The sequence below is a fragment of the Aminobacter sp. SR38 genome, from assembly GCF_014843375.1.
Taxonomy (GTDB): domain Bacteria; phylum Pseudomonadota; class Alphaproteobacteria; order Rhizobiales; family Rhizobiaceae; genus Aminobacter; species Aminobacter ciceronei.
On sequence record NZ_CP062112.1, the window covers coordinates 2,603,408 to 2,619,262 of the forward strand.

The 15,855-nt window shown below is 65.1% G+C and carries 21 protein-coding genes; 17 read left to right on the plus strand and 4 right to left on the minus strand.

All coding sequences use genetic code 11. The features are described 5' to 3' along the window. Positions 1 to 138: 138 nt before the first annotated feature. Entirely contained in the window at positions 139 to 726 is a 588-nt protein-coding gene (locus tag IG197_RS12780) for a YigZ family protein (RefSeq protein WP_192319272.1), read from the plus strand. A 277-nt stretch (positions 727 to 1,003) separates the two neighbouring features. After that, the gene (locus IG197_RS12785) at positions 1,004 to 1,405 is read left to right on the plus strand and encodes a cupin domain-containing protein (RefSeq protein WP_192319275.1); all 402 of its coding nucleotides are present in this window, start codon (positions 1,004 to 1,006) and stop codon (positions 1,403 to 1,405) included. Between the two features lie 24 nt (positions 1,406 to 1,429). Here IG197_RS12785 and IG197_RS12790 read toward each other — a convergent pair whose 3' ends face one another. Continuing rightward, complete coding sequence (locus IG197_RS12790) at positions 1,430 to 2,401, minus strand: D-alanyl-D-alanine carboxypeptidase family protein (protein WP_371746537.1); 972 nt, start codon at positions 2,399 to 2,401, stop codon at positions 1,430 to 1,432. A 304-nt stretch (positions 2,402 to 2,705) separates the two neighbouring features. Between IG197_RS12790 and IG197_RS12795 the strand changes: the two genes are divergently transcribed. Together IG197_RS12795 and IG197_RS12800 are read left to right on the plus strand one after the other, a co-directional pair. Next, positions 2,706 to 3,797, plus strand: coding sequence for a hypothetical protein (locus IG197_RS12795; RefSeq protein ID WP_192319277.1), 1,092 nt, complete (start codon positions 2,706 to 2,708; stop codon positions 3,795 to 3,797). A gap of 66 nt (positions 3,798 to 3,863) precedes the next feature. Next, positions 3,864 to 4,490 (plus strand): nucleoside triphosphate hydrolase, encoded by a 627-nt coding sequence (locus IG197_RS12800; protein ID WP_067955166.1) that lies wholly within the window; start codon positions 3,864 to 3,866, stop codon positions 4,488 to 4,490. Between the two features lie 70 nt (positions 4,491 to 4,560). Here the strand turns inward: IG197_RS12800 and IG197_RS12805 are convergent, their stop codons facing one another. The 3 genes from IG197_RS12805 to IG197_RS12815 all read right to left on the minus strand — a co-directional run bounded on the left by IG197_RS12805 (position 4,561) and on the right by IG197_RS12815 (position 6,876). Further along, on the minus strand, positions 4,561 to 5,265 hold the full coding sequence (locus IG197_RS12805; protein WP_154385764.1) for a glutathione S-transferase N-terminal domain-containing protein: 705 nt from the start codon (positions 5,263 to 5,265) through the stop codon (positions 4,561 to 4,563). 143 nt (positions 5,266 to 5,408) lie between these two features. Then, the gene (locus IG197_RS12810) at positions 5,409 to 6,620 is read right to left on the minus strand and encodes a beta-ketoacyl synthase (RefSeq protein WP_192319280.1); all 1,212 of its coding nucleotides are present in this window, start codon (positions 6,618 to 6,620) and stop codon (positions 5,409 to 5,411) included. A gap of 1 nt (position 6,621) precedes the next feature. Continuing rightward, positions 6,622 to 6,876, minus strand: a complete 255-nt coding sequence (locus IG197_RS12815) for an acyl carrier protein (protein ID WP_067955172.1) — start codon at positions 6,874 to 6,876, stop codon at positions 6,622 to 6,624. A 195-nt stretch (positions 6,877 to 7,071) separates the two neighbouring features. Here IG197_RS12815 and IG197_RS12820 point away from each other — a divergent pair, with 195 nt between their 5' ends. The 13 genes from IG197_RS12820 (at position 7,072) to ureG (ending at position 15,817) form a co-directional block, all read left to right on the plus strand. Next, positions 7,072 to 7,926: an urease accessory protein UreD gene (locus IG197_RS12820; protein WP_154385762.1), complete on the plus strand. Its 855-nt coding sequence runs from the start codon at positions 7,072 to 7,074 to the stop codon at positions 7,924 to 7,926. Between the two features lie 16 nt (positions 7,927 to 7,942). Then, on the plus strand, positions 7,943 to 8,245 hold the full coding sequence (locus IG197_RS12825) for an urease subunit gamma (RefSeq protein ID WP_115729710.1): 303 nt from the start codon (positions 7,943 to 7,945) through the stop codon (positions 8,243 to 8,245). 7 nt (positions 8,246 to 8,252) lie between these two features. Beyond that, complete coding sequence (locus IG197_RS12830) at positions 8,253 to 8,507, plus strand: DUF1272 domain-containing protein (RefSeq protein WP_067955178.1); 255 nt, start codon at positions 8,253 to 8,255, stop codon at positions 8,505 to 8,507. A gap of 26 nt (positions 8,508 to 8,533) precedes the next feature. Next, positions 8,534 to 9,124, plus strand: a complete 591-nt coding sequence (locus IG197_RS12835) for a HupE/UreJ family protein (RefSeq protein WP_192319283.1) — start codon at positions 8,534 to 8,536, stop codon at positions 9,122 to 9,124. A gap of 4 nt (positions 9,125 to 9,128) precedes the next feature. Next, positions 9,129 to 9,434, plus strand: coding sequence for an urease subunit beta (locus IG197_RS12840; RefSeq protein WP_067955182.1), 306 nt, complete (start codon positions 9,129 to 9,131; stop codon positions 9,432 to 9,434). Further along, positions 9,434 to 11,146: an urease subunit alpha gene (ureC, locus tag IG197_RS12845; RefSeq protein ID WP_192319286.1), complete on the plus strand. Its 1,713-nt coding sequence runs from the start codon at positions 9,434 to 9,436 to the stop codon at positions 11,144 to 11,146. Before IG197_RS12840 ends, ureC begins: the two co-directional genes overlap by 1 nt. 27 nt (positions 11,147 to 11,173) lie before the next feature. Then, complete coding sequence (locus IG197_RS12850; RefSeq protein ID WP_192319288.1) at positions 11,174 to 11,962, plus strand: PhzF family phenazine biosynthesis protein; 789 nt, start codon at positions 11,174 to 11,176, stop codon at positions 11,960 to 11,962. A gap of 160 nt (positions 11,963 to 12,122) precedes the next feature. Beyond that, positions 12,123 to 12,668 carry a peroxiredoxin gene (locus tag IG197_RS12855; RefSeq protein WP_067955188.1) on the plus strand — a complete coding sequence of 182 codons (546 nt, stop codon included), beginning with the start codon at positions 12,123 to 12,125 and terminating at the stop codon, positions 12,666 to 12,668. Between the two features lie 195 nt (positions 12,669 to 12,863). Continuing rightward, on the plus strand, positions 12,864 to 13,451 hold the full coding sequence (locus IG197_RS12860; protein ID WP_192319291.1) for a hypothetical protein: 588 nt from the start codon (positions 12,864 to 12,866) through the stop codon (positions 13,449 to 13,451). A gap of 42 nt (positions 13,452 to 13,493) precedes the next feature. Next, complete coding sequence (locus IG197_RS12865; RefSeq protein ID WP_192319293.1) at positions 13,494 to 14,087, plus strand: urease accessory protein UreE; 594 nt, start codon at positions 13,494 to 13,496, stop codon at positions 14,085 to 14,087. Then, the gene (locus IG197_RS12870; RefSeq protein WP_371746538.1) at positions 14,026 to 14,748 is read left to right on the plus strand and encodes an urease accessory protein UreF; all 723 of its coding nucleotides are present in this window, start codon (positions 14,026 to 14,028) and stop codon (positions 14,746 to 14,748) included. Before IG197_RS12865 ends, IG197_RS12870 begins: the two co-directional genes overlap by 62 nt. Further along, positions 14,745 to 15,185 (plus strand): DUF3995 domain-containing protein, encoded by a 441-nt coding sequence (locus IG197_RS12875; protein WP_067955194.1) that lies wholly within the window; start codon positions 14,745 to 14,747, stop codon positions 15,183 to 15,185. Before IG197_RS12870 ends, IG197_RS12875 begins: the two co-directional genes overlap by 4 nt. Continuing rightward, entirely contained in the window at positions 15,182 to 15,817 is a 636-nt protein-coding gene (ureG, locus tag IG197_RS12880; protein ID WP_067955196.1) for an urease accessory protein UreG, read from the plus strand. Before IG197_RS12875 ends, ureG begins: the two co-directional genes overlap by 4 nt. The last annotated feature ends 38 nt before the right edge of the window (positions 15,818 to 15,855 follow it).

The following is a 15,855-nucleotide window of genomic DNA, read 5'->3' on the forward strand; positions in this document are numbered from 1 at the left end:
TAGTGGCAAATCGCTATGCCCGGCACCTGCAAATCGCAGCCTCACCACTGCCTCCGCCTTGGGACAGCCTAACGTGCCATTCCGCTCGCACGGCGCAATTGACGGCCACCCGCCCGGCATTGTCTAACGCCACCAGACATGTTCACGCTCGCTCAACCCGAAACCTTCGCCCAGGACATCAAGAAGAGCCGCTTCCTGGCTGCTGCTGGGCCGGTGGCAGACGAGGTGGCGGCGAAGGCGTTTGTTGCGGCCCATTCCGATGCCGGGGCCAACCACAATTGCTGGGCCTGGCGCATCGGCCAGAGCTATCGCTTCAGCGATGACGGCGAGCCGAGCGGCACGGCCGGCAAACCGATCCTTGCGGCGCTCGACGGCCAGCACCTCGACAATGTCGCCGTCGTCGTCACGCGCTGGTTCGGCGGCATCCTGTTGGGTAGCGGCGGGCTGGTGCGAGCCTATGGCGGCACTGCGGCCGCCTGCCTGCGGGCGGCCGCCAAGACCGAGATTGTCATCTCGGTCGAAGCGAAAATCACCTGCGGCTTCGCCGATCTGGCGATCGTCCAGGCAAGGCTCGCGGCCCAGTCGGGCGTGCGCATCGTTGCCGAGACCTTCACCGCGACCGGTGCCGAATTGAAGGTGGCGCTGCCCGAGGCCGACGTCGAAACGATCGTGCGGATGATCGCCGACCTGACCAGCGGGCGGGCGATCGTCGCCCTACCGGACTGAGGCCGCTTCGATGCGTCGATCGGTCTGGGGCCGGGCCGACTGCCGCGGCCAAACGGTGCGACTGCTGCCTGACCTTGTCGGAGAGATGCGAGGCGACGTCCATCAACGCGGCATTCCCGTCCGCAAAATGCGTGAGTAATCCCGTCCGCAATGCTTACTGGAACAACACTCCAGGAAAAGCGTGCAGTGGTTTTCCGTCCGGAATAGCGTAGCAACGGAAATGAGGCTCCGCGCTCCGAAGAGACCGGGCAGGCAAGACCACAGGAGACAAAAAAAGATGGACATCAAACGCAGCGGTTCGCGGCCTTCGGCAACGCCCTCGCCCGACTATTTCACCGGCGCGGTGCGTCAGGATCCGATCTTGGAGGCGCCGGCGCCGGCGCGGCTGCGCGCCGTCACCGTCACCTTCGAGCCGGGCGCGCGCACGGCCTGGCACACCCATCCGCTCGGCCAGACACTGGTCGTCACCTCAGGCCTCGGCTGGGCCCAGGTCTGGGGCGGCAAGGTCGAGGAGATCAGAACCGGCGACGTGGTATGGTTCGCGCCCGGCGAAAAGCACTGGCACGGTGCCTCCGCGGCAACGGCCATGACCCACATCGCGCTGCAGGAGGCACTCGACGGCCGTGCCGTCGACTGGCTCGAGCACGTCACTGACGATCAGTACACCGCGCCGGCCTGAGCCGCGCGGCACCAACCCGTCTGGCTACTGGATTTCGCCCATCGGCACGGGCGCGTCGCCCTGCTGGATGGTCGCTGACGTGTCGACCGGCATAGGCATGCCGGGGGCAGCGGGTGCCGGCAGGGGTGCTGCCACTGCGGTGGCCGCCGGTGCCGGGGTGAACATCTGCGATGCCAGGCTGCCGCCGGCTGCCTGCGGCATGTAGCGCACGATCATCTCCTCGACCTGGGCGTTGCGCTTGCGCGCCGTGTCACCACCCATGACGACGATCACCAGCTTGCGGCCGTCGGCCTGCACCGAGGTGACGATGTTGAAGCCCGAGGCCCTGATGTAGCCGGTCTTGATGCCGTCGACGCCGTTGACCCGGCCGAGCAGGTCGTTGTGGCCGCGGATACGCTTGCCGCGGAAATTGAAGTCGGTGGCCGAGAAGTAGTAATAATGTTGCGGGAAGTGCTTGCGCAGCGCCATGCCGAGCACGGCCATGTCGCGCGCCGTCGTCCGCTGCTGCGCATCGGGCAGGCCCGAGGCGTTGCGGAAGACGGTGCTGGTCATGCCAAGCTGACGCGCCTTCGCCGTCATCTGTCGGGCAAAACCTTCTTCCGAACCGCCGAGATATTCACCGACGGCCACGGCCACGTCATTGGCCGACTTGGTCGCCAGCGCCCGGATCGCCGCATCGAGCTCGATCTGCTCGCCGCGCTTGAAGCCGAGCTTGGACGGCGGCTGCGAGCGCGCATTCTCCGACACCGGAATGAACGTCGTCTTGGCGACGCGACCCTGCTGCATCGCCTCGAAAGTCAGATACAGCGTCATCATTTTGGTCAGCGAAGCGGGATAACGCGGCGCCGTCGCATAGGCCTGGTAAAGCGTGCGCCCGTTGGAGGCGTCGACGACGATGGCCGCGAATTTGTCGGGCGCAGCGGCTTGCGGCGCGACATTCAGCGTCTCCGAAGTGGCGCAGCCGGTGACAAGCGTGACCACGGCAAGCAGCGCCACGATAGTGCGCCACAGCCCAGACCACAGAGACCGGGTAAGTCTGAAAGGCGGCAAGAAAGAGTGGGTCTGGGCTAACAAGAAAAGAACCTGTCGGTGATCGCCAAAATTGGGCCCAAGATTGGGATTTGTCACATGCCGGCCGGCAACAACAGCCGAAAATTACAGAACGCACGCCGTTCCGTCCATTTCGCCTGGCGCAGCAGATGCATGTTGCGCCGGCGGTGTTGAATATTGGTTACACCCGCCGGCTTGCGCGAAGGATGCCAAATCGGCTCTGTTGGCTGACATAGCGAGGTGATTTGGCATGAGTGAGCATGGTTTCCAGGCCGAGGGCATATCAGCCGCGCTCGACCTTGCCGTTGGCCACATCGCCGATTTCGCCATCACAAGCGGCGGACGCACGCTGAAGCCGCTGCACCGCGCGCCCTGGATCGACCGCCAAGACTTGCCTGAAGGCCTGCCCGAAGGTGTCGTCAGGCTGTCGGGTGATTTCCTGTGCGCGCCGTTTTCGCGCAGCGACGTGGAAGCGGCACCGCTGCATGGCTGGCCGGCCAACAGCGCATGGGATTTGCTCGCCGACGAAACCATATCAGGCGGACGCCGCGTCAGCTTCCGGCTGCGGCACAAGGTGATGGGCGCCACCGTCGACAAGACGCTCATCCTGCGCGACGACCACCCGTTCCTCTACCAGGAGCATTCGTTCACCGGCGGTGCGGGTTCCATATCGGTCGCCCACCATCCGATCACCGAGATGGCCGCTGGCGGCCGCCTCGCCTTTTCGCCGAAGCGGCTGGCAGCGACACCGCCCGATGTGACCGAGCCCGACCCGGCGCGCGGCGCCCATCTGCTCGCCTATCCCGCCCGCAGCGCCGACCTCACCCGCTTCCCGACAGCGGATGGCAGCCAAACCGACCTCACCTGCTACAGTGCGACGCGCCGGCACGAGGATTTCGTCACCCTCGTCGAGGCCGATCATGGCGGCATGGGCTGGACGGCAGTGGCGCGCACGGCCGAGGCCGACGTCGTGCTGGTGCTGAAGAACCCGGCCGAACTGCCCGTCACCATGCTGTGGATCAGCAATGGCGGCCGCTACTACGCGCCGTGGAACGGCCGGCACGGCGTGCTCGGCATCGAGGACGGGCGATCGGCGATCGGCCATGCCGCATCCCTAGGCGATAACTGGCTGAAGCAGGAAGGCATAGAGACGGCCTTCGCACTCGGCAGTCGCGTCGCCTTCCGCCAGATTGTCGGTGCCATGCCTTGGGATGGCGGCGAAGCGCCGTTGCAGGTCGAAGCCCTGCGGGGCCGTCTGCGCCTGACCTTCGCCGATGGCAGCCGGCGCGAGGCACCGTTCGACGAAACCTTTCTGCGGATCGGCCAGCCGATCTTGAAGTGACGCAGCGGCCGCCTCATTTTTGACGGGTGCGGCGGCAGAATGTCATCGAAACCATTGGGGAGATCCATGTCCGAAATCGCCCACATCGCCGCAACCCTGTTCAAGCGCGCCCACCATGCCGAGCGCTTCGTGATCGGCATCGCCGGCCCGCCCGGATCGGGTAAGTCGACGCTGTCGGCGGCGCTGCGCGACGTGCTGCCCGAAGGCTCGGCCGCAGTGGTGGCGATGGACGGCTTTCACTTCGACGACGCGGTGCTGGCCAGTCGTGGCCTGAGCGAGCGCAAGGGCGCGCCCGAAACCTTCGATTTCGCCGGCTTCGAAGTGCTGCTCAAGCGCCTGCGCGCCGCCGAACCCGACATCGCCATCCCGGTCTTCGACCGCAGCATCGAGCTGTCGCGGGCGGCAGCCGAGATCGTCTCGGCCGACGTCAAGTTCATTCTCGTCGAGGGCAACTATCTGCTGCTCGACGAAGAGCCGTGGCAGCGGCTGCACCAATTGTTCGACTTTACCATCTTCGTCGACGTGCCACGCGAGGAGCTGGAGCGGCGGCTGGTCGAGCGCTGGCGCGAGCATGGCCGCTCGGACGCCGATGCGCGCAACTGGATCGACAGCAACGACATGCCCAACATCGACCGGGTGCTCGCCGCCAGGCGCGAAGCCGACCTGGTGATCGGACGTACCGGGCCGCTTTGACGGTCCGCAGTCATCAGAAGCGCCGCGTGTCACGAGGACGCGCGGCGCTTTCTTTCGATCTTCGGGCTGACTAGCCGCGTGCTGGAATGTTCAGGCCTGCCTGCACCGCCGGGCGGGCCAGGCCCCGCTCCAGCCATGCCCCGACATTCTCGAAGCTCTTGAAGCCGACAAGGTCACCGGCGTCGTAGAAGCCGATCAGGTTGCGCACCCAGCCGAGCATCGAAATGTCGGCGATGGTGTAGTCGTCGTCCATGATCCACTTGCGGCCTTCGAGCCGCTTGTCGAGCACGCCGAGCAGGCGGCGCGACTCGTCGCGATAGCGCTCGAGCGGGCGCTTGTCCGCGATCTCGCGGCCGGCGAATTTGTGGAAGAAGCCGAGCTGGCCGAACATCGGGCCGACAGACGCCATCTGGAAGAACACCCACTGAATGGTCTCGTAATGGCGGGCGCGGTCGGCGGGGATCAGGCGGCCGGTCTTCTCGGCAAGATAGAGCAGGATCGCGCCCGACTCGAACAGCGCCAGCGGCTTGCCGCCGGGGCCGTTGGGATCGAGGATCGCCGGGATCTTGCCGTTCGGGTTGAGCGACAGGAACTCGGGCGTCCAGCTCTCGTTCTTGCCGATATTGATGGCGTGCGCCTCGTAGGGCAGGTCGAGCTCTTCGAGTGCGATCGATACCTTCACGCCGTTCGGCGTCGGGAAGGAATAGAGCTGGATGCGGTCGGGGTGCTGTGCCGGCCAGCGGGCAGCAATCGGAAATGGAGTGAGATCGCTCATCGACGGTTCCTCGTGGGATGGGCCGGCGTGAAGCGCGCTGGCCAGAATGGTGGGGGCCGCCAAGAGTTAGTCATGCAGACACGCCGCATCAATATGCAGCGCGCCTGTTTTGTCAAAATGACAGATGAGACCGGAGACGGCGGTCAGACTGCCTTGACCGCCACCACGGCATTGGTGCCGCCAAAGGCAAACCCGTTGCTGATCGCCACACGCACGTCGCGCTTCTTCGCGACGTTCGGCGTCACGTCGAGATCGCAATCGGCGTCCGCCTCGCGATAGTTCGCAGTCGGCGGCACGATGCCTTCGCGCACGGCATTGACGCAGGCGATCATTTCGAGCGCACCCGAGGCGCCGAGGCAATGGGCATGCATCGACTTGGTCGACGACACCGACAGCTTGTCGGCATGGGCGCCGAAGACCCGACGGATGGCCGCCGTTTCGATCTGGTCGTTGGCCTTGGTGCCGGTGCCATGGGCGTTGATGTAATCGACGTCCTCAGGGGCCAGTCCGGCATCCGCCAGGCAGGCGCGCATCGCCGATGTCGGGCCTTCGACAGTCGGCGCCACGATGTCGGAGGCATCGCCAGACATGCCGGTTCCGGCAAGTTCGGCCAGGATCGTCGCGCCGCGGGCAACGGCGTGGTCATAGGTTTCGAGCACGACCATGCCGGCGCCCTCGCCGAGAACCAGCCCTTGCCGGTCGGCGGAGAACGGACGGCACGTGTCGGACGCAACGACGCGCAGCGCTTCCCAGCCCTTGATCACGCCCCACACCAGCGGCGCATCGGTACCGCCGGCGACGATCGCGTCAGCGCGGCCGAGCAACAGTTGGTCCATTGCGGTTGCGAATGCGTGGTTAGACGACGAGCAGGCGGAGGTGACGCCGAACACCGGCCCGCGCAGGCCAAGGTTCATGCTGACCTGGCCGGCGGCGGCACCCGGCATGACCTTCGGCACGGTGAAGATGGCGGCGCGGTTCCGGCCTTCGAGCAGGATGGCGCGGTAATTCTCTTCGATCGCTTCCCAGCCGCAGACGCCGACGCCGACGATCGTGCCGACACGATGCGTGTTGCTTTCGTTCACAACCAGGCCGGACTGGCGCAACGCTTCCTTGGCCGCGATCACGGCGAGAAGGCTGAAGCGGTCCATGGAAACGAGCTGCTTGCGGTCGATGCCGTGCTCGGGCAGTTGCTTGATCTCGGCGCCGATCCGGATCTTCAGCTCATGCAGCTCGCCATTGGTCAGCGGCCCGATGGCCGAACGGCCGGCGCGCATGGCATCCCAGATGGCGGGTGCATCGGTGCCGAGCCCGCACAGCCCGCCGATACCGGTGATGACGATGCGGGGACGCTTCATCTCAGGCAGATTTTGCAATCAGGGCGCGAACGGCTTCGACCATGTCGCCGACATTCTTGAGGTTGCTCCAGGCGTCGACGGTATTCATCTCGATCTCGATATCGTACTCTTCCTCGAGGTCGAAGATGATCTCGGTGAGTTCGAGCGAGTGGATGCCAAGCGCCGTCAGCTCGGTGCCGAGCGTGATCTCTTCGCCACCTTCCTCGGCATGCGCCTTGATCTTGGCGATGATGTCCGTTGCCAACTGGTCGGCCATAAATACCCTTCCCCAGAACTCTCTAACTTGTCATGTCCGTGCCGGCAGCCCTGCGCCGGGCCAGAACCTGACATTATCAGACGATACCGCCCCCGAATTGAGCCAAAAAGGCGTCCCTGTATAGAAAGCGAAACGCGAGGAGGCAACAAGCTTGTATATCGACAAATCCCCCATTGCCGTTACCCTCCGGGCATCATGACATCAGGCACATCCTTGTCCGCCCAGGCTGACGCAGCGGCAATTTCCACGCAGCGCGTGAAGGCGCGGGCCCGCATCGAGGTCGAGCACCGCGCCGGCCGCAGCCGTCTCGCCCGCCTCTACCAGGATGGCGCGGCCAAGATCAGGCTGCCCGAGACCAGCGCCGATCCGCTCGAAGCGGTGCTGATCAACATGGCCGGCGGGCTGACCGGCGGTGACAGGCTCGACTGGGAGGTTTCGGTCGGTGCGGCCGCGCGCGCCGTCCTCACAACCCAAGCCTGCGAGAAGGTCTACCGCGCGCTTGCCGGACACGCCGAGGTCGATGTTCGCCTGTCGGTAGGCGCCGGCGGCTTCCTCGGCTGGCTGCCGCAGGAAACGATCAGTTACGACCGCGCCGCCTTTTCACGCACGCTCGACGCCGATCTCGCCGCGGGCGCCGAGGCGCTGATCGTCGAGGCGACCGTGTTCGGCCGCTCCGCCATGGGCGAGCGCGTCGAAAACGGCACCTTCCGTGACCGCTGGCGCATCAGGCGCGAGGGCCGGCTTATCCATGCCGAAGATTTTTCCGTCGGTCCCGACATCGGCAAAACACTCAACCGGCCGGCCTCGGGCGACGGGCGCATCGCCGTTGCAACATTGCTGCTCGTCTCCGAACGCGGCGAACAGCTGCTCGAGCCAGCGCGGCAAATCGTCGGCGACGACGGTGGCGCCAGCTTCTGGACGGTCGGGCAAACTGGCAAGCTTCTTGCGAGGCTTTACGCCGGGGACGGCTACACGCTACGGAAACGACTCATGCCGCTGGTCGCCCTGCTCAATGGACGGGCAGGACTGCCCAGATTGTGGTCACTCTAAGAATTTCGGTGCGCGAATGAACCTGACGCCAAGGGAAAAGGACAAGCTTCTGATCGCCATGGCGGCAATGGTCGCGCGCCGGCGTCTGGAGCGCGGCGTCAAGCTCAACCATCCCGAAGCGGTGGCACTGATTTCCGACTTCATCGTCGAGGGCGCCCGCGACGGCCGCTCCGTCGCCGAGCTGATGGAAGCAGGCGCTCATGTCATCACCCGCGCCCAGGTCATGGATGGCATTGCCGAGATGATCCACGACGTCCAGGTCGAAGCCACGTTTCCCGACGGCACCAAGCTCGTCACCGTCCACGAACCGATCCGCTGAGGCCGCCATGCTCGAACTGCGTCCCAATTGCGAATGCTGCGACCGCGACCTGCCGCCCGAGGCGAAGAACGCCGTCATCTGCACCTTCGAATGCACCTTCTGCAGCGACTGCGCGGAAGGTGTGCTCTCGGGCAGCTGCCCCAATTGCGGCGGCAACTTTTCGGCTCGGCCGATCCGGCCCGCGGCCATGCTTGCGAAATATCCTGCTTCGACCAGGCGCGTGCTGAAAGCCGAAGGCTGCGCGTCGAAATCCGCCGCCTGATTGCCCTGAACGAAAGGTTATCAACGATGCCCAAGCGTCTCGCTGCCGCCTTCTCCTTGATGTCTTTGTCGGTCGCACCCGCCTTCGCCCACCTCAATCCGGATGAGCACGGCTCGCTGCTCGCCGGCGTGTCGCATCCGCTGTTCGGCATGGACCACATCCTCGCCATGGTGGCCGTCGGCCTGTGGGCTGCCCTGCTCGGCGGCCGCGCCCTGTGGCTGTTGCCCGCGGCGTTCGTCGCCACCATGGCCGTTGGCTTCGCGGCTGCCATCGCCGGAGCGCCCCTGCCCTTCGTCGAACCGGTCATCCTCGCATCCGTCGTGGTGATCGGCCTGCTTGCCGCGATCGCGCTCAAGGTCCCGACATGGGCCGGCATGTTGGTGGTCGGCGTCTTCGCCTTCTTCCACGGCCACGCCCATGGCGGCGAACTCGGCTCGGCCGGCGCGCTGAGCTTCGGCATCGGCTTTGCGCTGTCGACGGCACTGCTGCATGCCACCGGCGTTGGTCTCGGCCTAGGCATCGGCGGCGCCTTCGGCGGCGACACCGGCCGCCTCGTCACCCGCATCGCCGGCGCTGCCACGGCCCTCGGCGGCCTCTGGCTGGCGCTAGGAGCATAAGAGCATGATCCCCGGTGAAATCATTACGGCCGAAGGTTCGATCGAGCTCAACAAGGGCCAGCCGACGGTAACGCTCAAGGTCGCCAATACGGGCGACCGGCCGATCCAGGTCGGCAGCCACTTTCATTTCTACGAGACCAATGGCGGCCTGAAATTCGACCGCGAACAGGCACGCGGCATGCGGCTCGACATCGCCGCCGGCACCGCCGTGCGCTTCGAGCCCGGCCAGGAGCGCGACGTCACGCTGGTGCCCTATGGCGGCAAGCGCGAGGTCTATGGTTTCCAGAAGAAGGTGATGGGTAAACTCTGATGCCGGCACAAATCTCCCGCGCCTCCTATGCCAAGATGTTCGGCCCTACCGTCGGCGACAAGGTCCGGCTCGCCGACACCGAGCTGTTCATCGAGGTCGAGAACGACTTCACCTGTTATGGCGAGGAAGTGAAGTTCGGCGGCGGCAAGGTCATCCGCGACGGCATGGGCCAGAGCCAGCTGAGCCGCGCCCAGGGTGCCGTCGACTGCGTCATCACTAATGCCGTGATCCTCGACCACACCGGCATCTACAAGGCCGATGTCGGCCTCAGGGACGGGCGCATCGCCGCCATCGGCAAATCAGGCAACCCAGACACCCAGCCCGGCGTCACCATCATCATCGGACCGGGCACCGAGGTCATTGCTGGCGAAGGCAAGGTCCTGACCGCCGGCGGCATCGACACCCACATCCATTTCATCTCGCCGCAGCAGGTCGACGAAGCACTGAACTCCGGCGTCACCTGCATGGTCGGCGGCGGCACCGGCCCGGCGCATGGCACGCTCGCCACTACCTGTTCGCCGGGACCATGGAACATCGCCCGCATCATCCAGGCCTTCGACGGCCTGCCGATGAACATCGGTGTCTTCGGCAAGGGCAACGCCTCGCTGCCGGGCGCGCTGGAGGAGATGGTGCTGGCCGGCGCCTGCGGGCTCAAGCTGCACGAAGACTGGGGCACGACGCCGGCGGCCATCGACACCTGCCTGTCGGTCGCCGACGCCTATGACGTCCAGGTGACGATCCACACCGACACGCTCAACGAAGGCGGTTTCGTCGAGGACACCGTCGGCGCCTTCAAGGGCCGCACCATCCACTCTTTCCACACCGAAGGTGCCGGCGGCGGCCACGCGCCTGACATCATCAAGGTCTGCCAGTACCCGAACGTCATCCCGGCCTCGACCAACCCGACGCGACCCTACACGGTCAACACCATATCAGAGCATCTCGACATGCTGATGGTCTGCCATCATTTGTCGCCGTCGATCCCCGAAGACATCGCCTTCGCCGAAAGCCGCATCCGCAAGGAGACCATCGCGGCGGAAGACATCCTGCACGACCTCGGTGCGTTTTCGGTAATCTCATCCGACAGCCAGGCCATGGGCCGCGTCGGCGAGATGATCATCCGGACCTGGCAGACCGCCGACAAGATGAAGCGCCAGCGCGGATCGCTTCCCGGGGAAAAAGGCAACAACGACAATTTCCGTGCCCGCCGCTACATCGCCAAATACACCATCAATCCGGCGATCGCGCATGGCATGTCGCGCGAGATCGGCTCGATCGAGGTCGGCAAGCGCGCCGACCTGGTGTTGTGGAATCCGGCCTTCTTCGGGGTGAAGCCCGATATGGTCCTGCTCGGCGGCTGGATCGCCACCGCGCCGATGGGCGATCCCAACGGCTCGATCCCGACGCCGCAGCCGAGCCATTTCAGGCCGATGTTCGGCGCCTATGGCAAGGCGCTGACCCACAGCTCGATCACCTTCGTCTCGAAGGCCGGGCTGGAGGGCGGCCTGCGCGACCGCATCGGCGTGGCAAAAGAGATGGTGGCGGTCGAAAACACCCGCGGCGGCATCGGCAAGCGCTCGATGATCCTCAATGATGCCATGCCTGAAATCGACGTCGACCCCGAAACCTATGAGGTCCGTGCCGACGGCGAGCTACTCACATGCGAGCCGGCGACGGTGCTGCCCATGGCGCAGCGCTACTTCCTGTTCTAGCTTCAGGCTTGCGATGAGGAGGCCGCGATGAAGCTCGAAATGATCCAGGTGGACGCCTTCACCGACAACGTTTTTTCGGGCAATTCGGCTGCCGTCGTGTTCCTCGCGGACTGGCTGCCCGACCAGGTGCTCCAGGGCATCGCCCTGGAGAACAACCTCGCCGAGACGGCGTTCCTCAAGCCAAGCCACGATGGCTGGGACATCCGCTGGTTCACGCCCACCGACGAGGTGCCGTTCTGCGGTCACGCCACGCTGGCCTCGGCCTGCGCGCTGCATTTGCGCAAGGGTGTCGAGCGCACCATGCGTTTCTCCACCCGCGAGGTCGGCGATCTTCTCGTCACACCGCAGGGTGACGGCTATCGCATGGACATCCCGCGCTTCGACCCCGACTTCGCCATATCAGGCGATGCGCTGGTCAACGGCCTGCGCGATGACCGCTGGGTGCAGTTGTTCCGCAACCGCGAGAACTACTTCGTCGAGCTGGCCTCCGAGGCTGCGCTGCTTGCCTACCGGCCCGACCTGCCGCGCATCGCCGAACTCGGATCGTTCGGCCTGTGCATCACAGCGCGCGGCAATGATTGCGACTTCGTCTCGCGCTACTTCGCCCCCGACGCCGGCATTCCGGAGGATCCGGTTACCGGCTCGACGCATGCCACGCTTGCTCCCTACTGGGCTGCAAAACTCGGCAAAACGAGCCTTTCAGCACGCCAGCTGTCGTCCCGCGGCGGTGTGCTCGGCTGCGAAGTCGCGGCCGACCGGGTCTATCTGATCGGCCAGGCGGTGATCTATATGGACGCCACGATCCACCTTCCCTGACCGCGACTGTCGCCGGGGAATCGCCCGCGACCTGATGCCACGTCGGTTGCGCTGGAACCGCCTCCGGCCAATTGGTATTGAGCCCGCGCTAGCTAAAAATTCGGCAGGATTCCCCGAGCCCAAGATCGGGGGTCCCGCTATCTTGGAAATGGAGTTTCAAATGATCGGCAAGAAAGTTCCGGCTGTCACCTTCCGCACGCGCGTGCGCGACGAGGCCGTCGGCGGCCCGAACCCCTTCCGTTGGGAAGACAAGTCCTCGGCCGACTATTTCGGCGGCAAGCGCGTCGTGCTGTTCTCGCTGCCGGGCGCCTTCACGCCGACCTGCTCGACCTACCAGTTGCCCGACTTCGAGAAGCTGCATGGCGAATTCCAGGCCGAAGGCATCGACGAGATCTACTGCGTCTCGGTCAACGACGCCTTCGTCATGAACGCCTGGGGCAAGTCGCAGAACCTCGACAAGGTCAAGCTGATCCCCGATGGCTCGGGCGAGTTCACCCGCAAGATGGGCATGCTGGTCGCCAAGGACAATGTCGGCTTCGGCATGCGCTCCTGGCGCTACGCCGCCGTCATCAACAACGGCCGCATCGAAAAGTGGTTCGAGGAAGAAGGCTTCGCCGACAATTGCGACAGCGACCCCTATGGCGTCTCCTCGCCGCAGAACATTCTTGAAGCGCTCAAGAACGACGACGTCGCCGAAGCTGCATAAGCTTCACCGTCTTCGCTTGGCACAACCCCCGGCCGCGACAGCGCGCCGGGGTTTTTTGTGCCCGGCACACGGCGTGCTCACGGCAACGTCTATTGGCTCGAAGGCCATTTCGGCGCACGATGCCGCTCCAACCCTCGCCGTGAAAACCTTCCCGGAACCGACGATGCCTGCATCCGACCACCCCAGGAGCGTCCCATGACGCCCGAAACCACGGCCGAGGTCTTCCCGCATATCCGCATCGTCATGGGCATGATCATCGGCCTGGGCATGGCGCGGCTCCTGTCGGGCGTCGCCCGCATCGTCCAGCATCCCGACCAGTACAGGCTCTACCCGGTGCACCTCGCCTGGGTGGCGTCGCTGCTTCTGACGCTGGTGCATTTCTGGTGGTGGGAGTTCGGCCTTTACGCCATCGACAGCTGGACCTTCGGCACCTACCTGTTCATCCTCGGCTACGCGATTGCGCTGTTCCTGCTGTGCGCGCTGCTCTTCCCCGACTCAATGCAGGACTACAAAAGCTACGAGGATTTCTTCTATTCGCGCCGCGCCTGGTTTTTCGGGCTGCTGGCGCTGACCTATCTGCTCGACGTCATCGACACGCTGGTCAAGGGCGAGGCGCATTTCGCCCATTTCGGTGGCGAGTACCTGATCCGCACGCCGATCCTGGTGGCACTTTGCCTCATCGCCATCGCCACAGCGAGCAGGCGATATCATCTGGCTTTCGTGACAGCCACTTTGCTGTATCAGATATCGTGGATCTGGCGGCTGTTCGACACGATCGTCTGAACGACCGGCGCTCCACCATCACGCCACAGGAACAAACGCCTCATGCTGCGCGCAACCAAGATCACCCATGCCGCCACCGGCGCGCAGCCCTTCGACGTCGCCGTCCTCGCCCATGACGAGCGCCACATCAGGCGACGCGCCATCGCGCTGTCTCAGGGCGAACGCGTGCTTGTCGACCTGCCCGAGCCGATCGTTCTCGAAACCGGCGACCTCCTGCTGCTGGAAGACGGCCGCACGGCAGGCATCGTCGCCGCCGAGGAGGAGCTCTACGACATCCGCACCCGCGACGCCGCCCACCTGACGCAGCTCGCCTGGCACATCGGCAACCGCCATCTCGCCGCTGCCATATCGGCTGATCGCATCCTCATCCTGCGCGACCATGTCATCAAGACGATGTTGGAGGGTCTGGGTGCCGAGGTGATCGACATCGTGGCCCCCTTCGAGCCTGTGCGCGGCGCCTATTCCGGCCATGGCAACGATCACAGCCACGCGCATGATCATGGTCATTCCCACGGTCACGCCCATCATCACGAACGAAGCCACAATCATGGTCATGACCACCCCGAGCATGATCATGAGCACGACCATGCTCATCACCACGACCATGGCGGCCACCATCATCACCACCATGACTGAGCGCGGCAATGCCTCGCTGTTGCGGCTGATGGCCTGGCTGTCGCCGACCTTCCCGGTCGGCGGATTTTCCTACAGCCACGGCCTCGAACGGGCCGCACATGATAATCTGATCGGCAGCCGCGACGACCTCGCAGCATGGCTGACTGCGCTCGCCGAGATCGGCTCGGGCTGGAACGACGCGGTGCTGTTCGCAGAAAGCTGGCGCCGCGCCGCTGCCGACGGCGACCTGCGCGAGGTGGCGGAACTCGCCGAAGCATTGGCCGGCTCGCGCGAGCGCCACATGGAATCGATGCTGCAGGGCGAGGCCTTCCTCAGCGCCGCCGCTGCTTGGCCGCATCCTGTCGTCGCGCGGCTTCCGGCCGAGTGCCCCTATTGCGTCGCCGTCGGCGCCGTCACCGGCGCCCATGGCATAACGCTGGAAGATGCGCTGGCCGCCTGGCTGCAGGCTTTCTCCACCAACCTCCTTCAGGCGGCAATCCGGCTAAGCGTCATTGGCCAGACGGCTGCAACCAGCATCATTGCCGGCTTCGAGCCTGTGGCGCTCCGTGTGGGCGCACGTGCGGCAGTATCGACCCTCGACGATCTGGGGTCCGCTGCCCTAACCTCCGACATCATGGCGATGCGCCACGAGACCCAACATTCGAGACTGTTCCGCTCATGATCGTTCTCGCCTTCGCCCTGGCCTTCGTGCTCTATCTGATCGCCGCAATCCACGCCTATTGGGGCCTCGGCGGCGTCTGGCCCGGTACGGACCAGGCCTCCTGCGCCCGCGCTGTCGTCGGGGCTCGCGGCATCAGGACCATGCCCACGCCCTTTGCCTGCTTCGCCGTCACCGCTTGTCTCATCGTGGCGACGCTGTGGCCGCTGGCGCTTGTCGGTGTCTTCGCCACGCCCTTTCCCAAGCCTGGCCTGGCAGCGTCGGCGCTGATGGTCGCGCTGGTGTTTATCGGCCGTGGCATTGCCGGCTTCACGCCGGCATGGCGCAGGCTCTCGCCCGAGATGCCGTTCGCTCGGCTCGACAGGCGGTATTATTCGCCACTGTGCCTCGTCATCGGCACGGGTTTCGTCATCCTCGCCTTCAACGGATTCCAGTCATGACCTCGAAAAACGGCCCGCTACGTATCGGCATCGGCGGCCCGGTCGGCTCGGGCAAGACGACGCTGACCGAGAAGCTGTGCAAGGCGCTGCGCGACGAGTTTTCCATCGCGGTCGTCACCAACGACATCTACACCAAGGAAGACGCACTGCTGCTCGCCCGCCTGCAGGCGCTGCCTGAAGAGCGCATCATGGGCGTGGAGACGGGCGGCTGCCCGCACACGGCCATCCGCGAGGACGCCTCGATCAATCTGCAGGCGATCGCTGAGATGAACAGGAAATTCCCCGACCTCGACATCGTCTTCATCGAATCCGGCGGCGACAATCTGGCCGCGACCTTCTCGCCCGACCTCGCCGACATCACGCTTTACGTCATCTCGGTCTGCCAGGGCGAAGAGATCCCGCGCAAGGGCGGCCCCGGCATCACCCGTTCCGACTTCCTGGTCATCAACAAGAGCGACCTTGCGCCTTATGTGAACGTCAATCTCGAGGTCATGGAAGGCGACGCCGCCCGCCAGCGCGGCAAGCGTCCGTTCGGCTTCACCGATCTGTCGCGCGGCAAGGGGCTGGAAGCGGTCATCGACTTCATCGTCGAGAATGGCGGGCTGAGGCTGGACCAGCTGAAATCAGCATGAGCCGATGTTGCCGCGCCAGTCATGACGCGGCATTCTTC